The organism is Rhodococcus sp. EPR-134, from assembly GCF_001647205.1.
Lineage (GTDB): Bacteria > Actinomycetota > Actinomycetes > Mycobacteriales > Mycobacteriaceae > Rhodococcus_F > Rhodococcus_F qingshengii.
Genome location: NZ_LVCT01000645.1, coordinates 1 through 6,001, shown reverse-complemented (window position 1 = coordinate 6,001; position 6,001 = coordinate 1). Strand labels below are relative to the sequence as shown.

Genomic DNA, 6,001 nt, shown 5'->3' with positions numbered 1-6,001 from the left:
ACTGGAGTTGTTCGGCCGCACCCGTCCACGATCCCACCACTGGTCAAATCCTTGGTGCCATCGACATCACCGGTGGTCCCAGGGTTGCGGTTCCCGAAGTGCTGTCACTGATCCGTGCAACTGTCGCGGCCGCCGAATCGGAATTGCGATTCCATCTCTTGAACTCGCCCATCCCACTCAGTGCCACGGCTCCGCGCCTCGAAACATTCGGTGCCGGCCGGCCGACGCTGGTTCGCGGCGGTGACCGCATCCCGATTTCGCAGCGTCACGCCGAGATTCTCCTTCTGCTTTCCGAACACCCGGAGGGTCTCAGCTCCGACCACCTTGCGGTCCTGCTCGACGAGGGCGAACTCGACGCAGTGACCATTCGCGCGGAAATGTCGCGGCTTCGTAAGGTTTTCGGTGCCGACCGGCTGGCTTCGCGCCCCTATCGGATCATCACGGAGTTCACGACAGATGTCGGCGAGGTGCGGGCAGCGTTGGATCGAGGCGACGCAGCGACGGCGATGAAACTGTATTCGGGCCCGGTGCTGGCGGGCTCGGCGTCTCCCGGCATCGAAGAGGTGCGGGAAGAACTACGCACCAGGGTCCAGGCAGCTCTGCTGCGTGGAGGTGACGCCAACCTTCTGGCCCGGTGGACCACGTCGGTGCACGGCCGCGAAGACTCAGTCGTGTGGGAGGCCTACCTGTCCACGTTGGATCCTCAATCTCCGCTGTATTCGCAGGTCCAGGCAAGAATTGATCTCCTCGACCGCCAGTTGGGCATCTGAGAATCATCTGCGTTTCTCGCACGCAACGTACTTGCAACGTTGCAACTCCTAGTGTTGTGAATCACACCCCACCGGGGGGTGGGATTGCAGTCACCGATTTGGTGGGTGCGCCCAGGAAGATCACGTTTACATAGGAGCTTGCAATGACCGTGTACGCCCGCCCAGGTACCGCCGACGCGATCATGTCCTTCCAGTCTCGATACGACAACTGGATCGGCAACGAATGGGTTGCTCCGGTCAAGGGTCAGTACTTCGAGAACCCGACACCGGTGACCGGACAGAATTTCTGTGATGTGGCTCGTTCCACCGCAGAAGACATCGAACTCGCTCTCGACGCAGCACACGCAGCAGCTCCGGCCTGGGGCAAGACCTCGGTCGCCGAGCGCGCGATCATCTTGAACAAGATCGCTGATCGTATGGAGGAGAACCTCGAATCCATCGCACTCGCCGAGTCGTGGGACAACGGCAAGCCGATCCGCGAGACCCTCAACGCCGACATTCCGCTCGCCATCGATCACTTCCGATACTTCGCGGGAGCTATTCGCGCACAAGAAGGTTCGCTCTCGGAGATCAACTCCGACACCGTGGCGTACCACTTCCACGAGCCGCTCGGCGTAGTCGGCCAGATCATTCCGTGGAACTTCCCGATCCTCATGGCCGTGTGGAAGCTTGCTCCCGCCCTCGCTGCCGGCAATGCCATCGTGCTCAAGCCTGCCGAGCAGACGCCAGTCTCGATCCTGCACCTCATCGGCATCATCGGTGACCTGCTGCCTGCCGGTGTTCTCAACATCGTCAACGGCTTCGGCGTCGAGGCCGGAAAGCCGCTCGCGTCCAGCCCGCGTATCAAGAAGATCGCGTTCACCGGTGAGACCACCACCGGTCGCCTGATCATGCAGTACGCGTCGCAGAACCTCATCCCCGTCACCCTCGAACTCGGTGGCAAGAGCCCCAACATCTTCTTCTCCGACGTCCTCGCCTCTAACGACGACTACCAGGACAAGGCACTCGAGGGCTTCACGATGTTCGCCCTCAACCAGGGCGAGGTCTGCACCTGCCCGTCACGTTCGCTGATCCAGGAAGACATCTTCGACGAGTTCCTCGCGATGGCAGCCATCCGCACCAAGGCTGTGCGCCAAGGGGATCCGCTCGACACCGACACCATGATCGGTGCCCAGGCCAGCAACGATCAGCTCGAGAAGATCCTCTCGTACATCGAGATCGGCAAGGCCGAAGGCGCCAAGGTCATCACCGGTGGTGAGCGAGCCGAACTCGGCGGAGACCTGTCCGGCGGCTACTACGTCCAGCCGACGGTGTTCACCGGCAACAACAAGATGCGCATCTTCCAGGAAGAGATCTTCGGACCCGTCGTCTCGGTCACCTCGTTCAAGGACTACGACGAGGCCATCGAAATCGCCAACGACACGCTCTACGGTTTGGGCGCCGGTGTCTGGTCCCGCGACGGCGGAGTTGCTTACCGCGCAGGCCGCGACATCCAAGCCGGTCGCGTCTGGACCAACACGTACCACCAGTACCCGGCACACGCCGCTTTCGGTGGATACAAGCAGTCCGGCATCGGCCGCGAGAACCACCTGATGATGCTCTCGCACTACCAGCAGACCAAGAACCTCCTGGTCAGCTACGCCCAGAAGGCTCAGGGCTTCTTCTGATCTACCCACCGGCACCCGTGAGCCCCTCGCTGCGGGTGCCGGTGAGCAAGACTGCAACACGCGAAACCTGCACAAACACACGGAGGTTGGAATGAGCGCCACGGACACACCCGATACCGGCGCCGTTCCACCCCGGTTGGTGACCACCGCTGGGGCGGCTGACCTCCTGCGCCGCCTCAGCGGGACTCACGGCGAACTGATGATGCATCAATCCGGCGGATGCTGCGACGGCTCGGCCCCGATGTGTTATCCCTCAGGCGAATTCATCGTCGGGGACCGTGACGTACTACTCGGAATCGTCGATCTCCGACTTGCTGTCGGAGAGACTCCCGAAGACCTTCCCACCGGAACCGACGCTGTACAGGTCTGGATTTCCGGATCACAGTTCGAAGCCTGGAAGCACACCCAGTTGGTACTGGACGTCGTGCCCGGCCGCGGCAGTGGATTCAGCCTGGAGTCTCCTGAAGGATTCAGATTCCTCAGTCGAGCAAGGGCATTCACACCGGACGAAAACGAAGCACTCGGCGCGTCGAGCATTCTCGTGGGCGCTGATTGGGAAGCGGGCGTGCGTCCTTTGCCCCCGACGGTTCCCCAGGTGGGCGCCGAGGCCGTCGACGCCTGCCCGGTGCCGGGCGCGGCCGCCCGATCCTGAGAACGGCAGCCTGAAGAAGATCTGAACAGACTCGGGGCCGCTCACATGACAGCCAGTTAACAGCACGGTCATCTCCAGGCGACCTTCTCCGTACATCGCCCACATACCGTTCATTTCACGCGACGCATCCACCGTGCGTCGTCTCATTCTTGACCGATTCAGAGGATGGACATGTCTCTTTCCGACCACGCAACCGGCAAAAACGCCGGTGCCGCGGGTGCACACCACGACGGCGCAGACTTCCATGCGGAAGACAATTCGTATCTGGAGAAACGAACACTCCGAAAGGGAACAGCAGGGTGGGTGCTGCTTGCGGGGTTGGGTGTCAGCTATGTGATTTCCGGTGACTACGCCGGCTGGAACAACGGTCTGGCCGAAGGTGGTTTCGGTGGCCTTCTCATCGCGGCGGTTGTCATCGCGGGTATGTACCTGGCGATGGTGCTCGGTATGGCCGAGATGTCGTCGGCACTTCCTGCCGCTGGTGGTGGATACACGTTTGCCAGACGGGCCATGGGGCCCTGGGGCGGATTTGCCACCGGCACAGCAATTCTCATCGAGTACTCGATAGCACCCGCAGCGATCGCGACCTTCATCGGTGCGTACGTCGAGTCCCTGAACCTGTTCGGGATCACCGACGGCTGGTGGGTGTACCTCGCGGTGTACGCGATCTTCATCGGCATTCACCTCACCGGCGCCGGTGAGGCACTCAAGGCGATGTTCATCATCACCGCCATTGCACTCGTCGGCCTGGTCGTGTTCGCGGTTTCGGCTGTCGGCCTTTTCGATTCGTCCAACCTCACCGATATCGCCGTCGACACCAGCGCAGTCGGATCGTCGTCGTTCCTGCCATTCGGTCTGCTCGGAATCTGGGCCGCCGTGCCCTTCGCGATCTGGTTCTTCCTTGCGGTCGAAGGTGTACCGCTGGCCGCCGAGGAAGCACGTGAGCCGGAGAAGAACGTCCCCCGCGGCATCATCATCAGCATGTTGATCCTGATCGTCACAGGCGCAACGGTTCTCTTCCTCGCCACCGGTGCGCTCGGCGCAGACGCCCTGTCCACCTCCGGAAATCCGCTCGTCGAGGCTCTGGGGGACAGCGGAGCGGCAAAGGCCGTCAACTACATCGGACTTGCCGGTCTGGTCGCGAGCTTCTTCTCGATCATGTACGCCTACTCACGCCAGACGTTTGCGCTCTCCCGCGCCGGCTATCTGCCGAAGAACCTGTCGGTGACCAACAAGCGCAAGGCCCCCACTCTCGCGCTCGTCGTACCCGGAATCATCGGCTTCGCGCTCTCACTCACCGGTGAAGGTGCAATGTTGCTCAACATGGCGGTGTTCGGCGCGGCAGTAAGCTACGTCCTGATGATGGTGAGTCACATCGTTCTTCGTAAACGTGAGCCGAACATGCCGCGCCCGTACCGCACGCCCGGCGGTATCGCCACCACCTCGTTTGCGCTCGTGATCGCGGCAGTGTCGGTGGTGGCCACCTTCCTGGTCGATCCCGTTGCGGCATTGCTGACGTTGGTTGCCTTCGGAGTTCTGATGGCGTACTTCGGTCTCTACAGTCGTCACCACCTTGTTGCCAACTCGCCGGACGAGGAGTTTGCTGTACTTGCACAGGCGGAAGAAGAATTGGGATGAGTCGCGGGATGGCCAAGTATCACCAGCAGGTATCCGGAACCAACTACTCGTTCGACGGTCTCGTCGATCTGATGGCAAAAGCGACACCACTGCGGTCGGGTGACGAACTAGCCGGTTGCGCGGCAAGCTCCGACGCCGAACGTGCTGCTGCTCAATGGGTTCTGGCTGATCTTCCGTTGACGGTGTTCCTCGAAGATCTGTTGGTTCCGTACGAGGACGACGAGGTAACCAGGCTCATCATCGACAGCCACGATCGCCTGGCCTTTGCGCCGGTGGCGCACCTGACTGTCGGCGGACTACGAGACTGGTTGCTCGAGACCGCGTCGGCGCCGGAAGCTTCCGCGCGGTTGTCCGCCGTAAGTCCCGGGCTCACCCCCGAGATGGTTGCGGCGGTCAGCAAGATCATGCGCAATCAGGACCTGATCGCCGTCGCGAAGGCCATCACCGTGACCGCGGGGTTCCGTACGACCATCGGACTGCCCGGCCGGCTGAGCACCCGACTCCAGCCAAACCACCCGACAGACGATCCACGCGGCATCGCGGCGGCCACATTGGACGGTCTCCTGATGGGATGTGGCGACGCCGTCATCGGTATCAACCCCGCGACGGACTCACCCCAGGCCACCTCGGATCTGCTCCACCTGCTCGACGACATCCGTCAGCGATTCGAGATCCCGACTCAGTCGTGCGTGCTCTCGCACGTGACCACCACGATCGGACTGATCGAATCGGGGGTGCCGGTCGATCTTGTCTTCCAATCGATTGCCGGTACCGAAGGCGCCAATTCCGGTTTCGGAGTGAACATTCCGCTCCTGCGTGAGGGCAACGAGGCCGGGCGCTCCTTGAACCGCGGAACGGTCGGCAACAACGTCATGTACCTGGAGACGGGGCAGGGGTCCGCCCTCAGCTCAGGTGCCCACTACGGCACCGGCGGAGCCCCGGTCGATCAGCAGACACTCGAGACCAGGGCATACGCAGTGGCACGTGATCTCGAACCGCTGCTGGTCAACACCGTGGTCGGCTTCATCGGTCCCGAGTATCTCTACGACGGCAAGCAGATCATTCGCGCGGGCTTGGAGGATCACTTCTGCGGAAAACTCCTCGGGCTGCCGATGGGAGTGGACGTCTGCTACACCAACCACGCCGAAGCCGATCAAGACGACATGGACAACCTGCTCACCTTGCTGGGCGTCGCCGGCGCGGCGTTCGTGATCGCGGTGCCCGGCGCCGACGACGTGATGCTCGGCTATCAAAGTCTGGCGTTCCACGACGCG

The 6,001-nt window shown here is 62.1% G+C and carries 4 protein-coding genes and 1 pseudogene; all 5 read left to right on the top strand.

The features are described 5' to 3' along the window. Positions 1-770: pseudogene (locus tag A2J01_RS28175) on the top strand (transcriptional regulator); the annotation flags it as partial. Between the two features lie 143 nt (positions 771-913). After that, positions 914-2,437, top strand: coding sequence for an aldehyde dehydrogenase (gene adh, locus A2J01_RS28170; protein WP_007730158.1), 1,524 nt, complete (start codon positions 914-916; stop codon positions 2,435-2,437). Positions 2,438-2,528: 91 nt separating this feature from the next. Further along, a complete protein-coding gene (locus A2J01_RS28165; protein ID WP_064114048.1) occupies positions 2,529-3,089 on the top strand; it encodes a DUF779 domain-containing protein in 561 nt (186 codons plus the stop codon). A 165-nt stretch (positions 3,090-3,254) separates the two neighbouring features. Then, complete coding sequence (gene eat / locus A2J01_RS28160) at positions 3,255-4,727, top strand: ethanolamine permease (RefSeq protein ID WP_003941913.1); 1,473 nt, start codon at positions 3,255-3,257, stop codon at positions 4,725-4,727. Continuing rightward, a partial coding sequence (locus A2J01_RS28155; RefSeq protein ID WP_231915973.1) for an ethanolamine ammonia-lyase subunit EutB occupies positions 4,724-6,001 on the top strand: 1,278 nt, incomplete at its 3' end. The genes eat and A2J01_RS28155, both read left to right, overlap by 4 nt.

Bases quoted from the DNA above. Each gene is read 5' to 3' on its own strand.
- adh (WP_007730158.1), top strand. From the start codon at position 914: ATGACCGTGTACGCCCGCCCAGGTACCGCCGACGCGATCATGTCCTTC.
- A2J01_RS28165 (WP_064114048.1), top strand. From the start codon at position 2,529: ATGAGCGCCACGGACACACCCGATACCGGCGCCGTTCCACCCCGGTTG.
- eat (WP_003941913.1), top strand. From the start codon at position 3,255: ATGGACATGTCTCTTTCCGACCACGCAACCGGCAAAAACGCCGGTGCC.